Annotated in this window: 3 protein-coding genes; all 3 read left to right on the forward strand. The window is 30.7% G+C overall.

The features are described 5' to 3' along the window. Positions 1–121: 121 nt before the first annotated feature. Positions 122–583 (forward strand): DUF6896 domain-containing protein, encoded by a 462-nt coding sequence (locus tag AC1DY0_RS18870; protein ID WP_477190127.1) that lies wholly within the window; start codon positions 122–124, stop codon positions 581–583. 183 nt (positions 584–766) lie between these two features. Further along, positions 767–1,774 (forward strand): SPFH domain-containing protein, encoded by a 1,008-nt coding sequence (locus AC1DY0_RS18875; protein ID WP_011963223.1) that lies wholly within the window; start codon positions 767–769, stop codon positions 1,772–1,774. A 6-nt stretch (positions 1,775–1,780) separates the two neighbouring features. Next, entirely contained in the window at positions 1,781–2,704 is a 924-nt protein-coding gene (locus AC1DY0_RS18880; RefSeq protein WP_477190128.1) for an NAD(+)/NADH kinase, read from the forward strand. The last annotated feature ends 312 nt before the right edge of the window (positions 2,705–3,016 follow it).

The following is a 3,016-nucleotide window of genomic DNA, read 5'->3' on the forward strand; positions in this document are numbered from 1 at the left end:
ACTTAATGGTAAGTTGGTCTTGTAATTGGGAAGATTTGGCAAATCCGAAAATAGGGCTTAATTTAACCCCAAACCCGCTGTAGTGCCAGAACGTTATGCACCATATTAATCACCAGAATTAATGAGAACATCTGAAGAAGAATTACTAATTGAAACTATTATTTCGTTTGAGAAAAAAGCAAATGAAATGATAAATTTATTAGCTGTCGAATATCAGATAGATTTAAGCGAACGTTTTCCTTTTGCTAAACTTATGACAAGGCAGAATAATCTTTGGAAAGGTAGCCTGAACACAAATTGGACTTATTGGTTTCACGGTGATGCATGTGATTTTGAAAACTTACAAACTAAACAATACTTGCACGTAAAAATTAATCGTAAATCGAATTACGGAGCAATTGATAATTTTTATCTTTTTAAGTTTATGCAAACAACGGATTCTTTGAAACATGCTTCTGAAATTCTAAAATCTGAAAATATTTTTTATGAAATATTGGCCAATTTAGAGAAAAATAAAATTGTTATAAATATTGATGAATGGCCTTTGAAAACTCTAATATTAAATAAAAAATACGGTGCATAACAGCTACTACAACGGATTTGGGCAATAGGCTAAATGGAAAGTTGGTTTTGTATTTGGGATGATTTTGTAAATCCGAAGAATGGGCTTAATTTAGTCCCAAACCCGCTGTAGTACCAGAACGACGTTACCAGAGATTTTAAGAAACACCACATTTAATAATAACCTAAAATATAAATAAGAATTATGTTTGGATTTAAACACATACAATTTGATGCAATGACTTATGTTTTACATTTTAAAAATGGAACCATAAAAAAAGAAGGTCGCGGACTTTCATTTTTTTACTTTTCGCCAAATAGTTCAATCGTTGCAATTCCAATGGGAAGTAACGATTTGCCTTTCATTTTTAGTGAGTCGACAAATGATTATCAATCTGTAACTATACAAGGTCAAATAAGTTATAAAATCACAAACCCAAAAACTTTATCTGATGTCTTGGATTTTACTGTTCAAGACAATGGACAATATAAAAAGAACGATATTGAAAAACTAAACCAACGATTAATTAATGAAGCACAGACAGCAACTTCATCATTTATTCACGGAATAAAACTTAAAGATGCAATTCGTTCAGCCAAAACCATCGAAGAAAGTATTATTGAAGGATTAAAAAATTCTACCGCGATAAATATGCTTGGAATAGAAATTTTGGGAGCAAATATTTTAGCGATTTCGGCAACTCCTGAAATGTCAAGAGCATTAGAAACCGAAACAAGAGAAAAATTGCAACAGGAAGCTGACCAAGCAATTTATGAAAGACGAAATTTTGCAGTGGAACAAGAAAGAAAAATTAAAGAAACGGAACTAAATACTGAAATTGCAATTGAAGAAAAACAAAAGCAAATTACAGAGAAGAAAATGGAATCTGAAGTTATAAAAGCTGAAAATGATAGAAAGCTGAGAGAAATGAAACTTGAAGCAGATATTTCAGTTGAAAATCAAAGAAAGCTTTTAATAGAAGAAAAAACAGAAAATGACAAAATAGAAGCCGAAACTCAAGGATACGTCATTGAAGCAACTTTGAAACCATACAAAGATATCGATTGGAAAATTTTAACTGCGTTGAATAATAATCCTGATCCTAAATTTAATATTTCGCTTGCGTTTAGACAACTTGCCGAAAATGCTGATAAAATTGGTAACTTAAATATTAGTCCAGATTTATTAGATTCCTTATTAAACGAGAAATAATACACGATGAGCACTGAATATGCTATAATTGTCAAAAATAAAACACGCCTTGAATTATTAATTGAACGCTTTAATACAAAAGCACAGGCCAAATTTTATATTGAACGACTTGGAGGTAATTTTGATGATTACGAAATTGAAAACGAAATTTTTCAAAATTCATTACAATCATTACAAATACAACTTTCAAAAGTTATAAAAAACAAAATTATCGAAAGAAATTTTGTCCCATCATTTATATTTTCTGAAAATCAATTAATTATTGTAATCGGGCAAGATGGACTTGTCGCAAATACAGCAAAATATTCAAAAAATATTCCAATTATTGCAGTAAATCCAGATAAAGAAAGATATGATGGTGTTTTATTACCATTTGACATTTCAAATTTTATTGGTGGAGTTGAAAATGTAATTAACAACAAATATAATTCGAAGACTATGCGATTTGCAGAAGCAAAATTAAATGATGGTCAACGTCTTTTGGCATTTAATGACTTGTTCATCGGGGCATCAACACATATTTCTGCAAAATATAAAATAACCTATAACAACAATATTGAGGAACAATCTTCAAGTGGTTTAATTGTTTCTACACCAGCGGGTTCAACAGGTTGGTTGAGTTCTATTTTTAATATGTCTTATGGAATTGCCAATATGTTTGAGAAAAATTTAAAACCGAAAAGACCAAAACTAAAAGACAACGAATTGCTATTTGCTGTTAGAGAACCTTTTCAAAGTGTCAGAACTCAAATTGGAATAACATCAGGAATTATAAAAACTCAAAACAGTCTAACCATAGAATCTTTAATGCCTACTAGTGGAGTTATATTTAGTGATGGAATTGAATCAGATTTTTTGAGATTTAATAGTGGTTCAATTGCAACAATTGGAATAGCAAAAGAGACTGCAAAAATAGTCATGAAAGAATAAAAACCTCTGGTAACAGCTACAACGGATTTGGGCAATTGGCTTAATGGGAAGTTGGTTTTGTATTTGGAAGACTTGGCAAATCCGAAGAATAGACTTAATTTAACCCCAAACCCGCTGTAGTACCAGAACGTCAGGCTGTGAAAAAACCTCTTTTTTTTCTCAAAATCTTCAAATTTTACAATCCTACAATTCAAATAAAGCCTTCTGAGAAGGCTCTTTTTTTAAGCTACTAATTTTATCGGATAAAAAATGTGCCTTGCATTTAGCTTTAAATAGATCACTTTTATTAAAAACAAGACTTTTGCCTTGTAG

The sequence above is a fragment of the Flavobacterium sp. P1_E4 genome, assembly GCF_056405915.1.

Coding starts and splice junctions, on each gene's coding strand:
- AC1DY0_RS18870 (WP_477190127.1), top strand. CDS start 122: ATGAGAACATCTGAAGAAGAATTACTAATTGAAACTATTATTTCGTTT.
- AC1DY0_RS18875 (WP_011963223.1), top strand. CDS start 767: ATGTTTGGATTTAAACACATACAATTTGATGCAATGACTTATGTTTTA.
- AC1DY0_RS18880 (WP_477190128.1), top strand. CDS start 1,781: ATGAGCACTGAATATGCTATAATTGTCAAAAATAAAACACGCCTTGAA.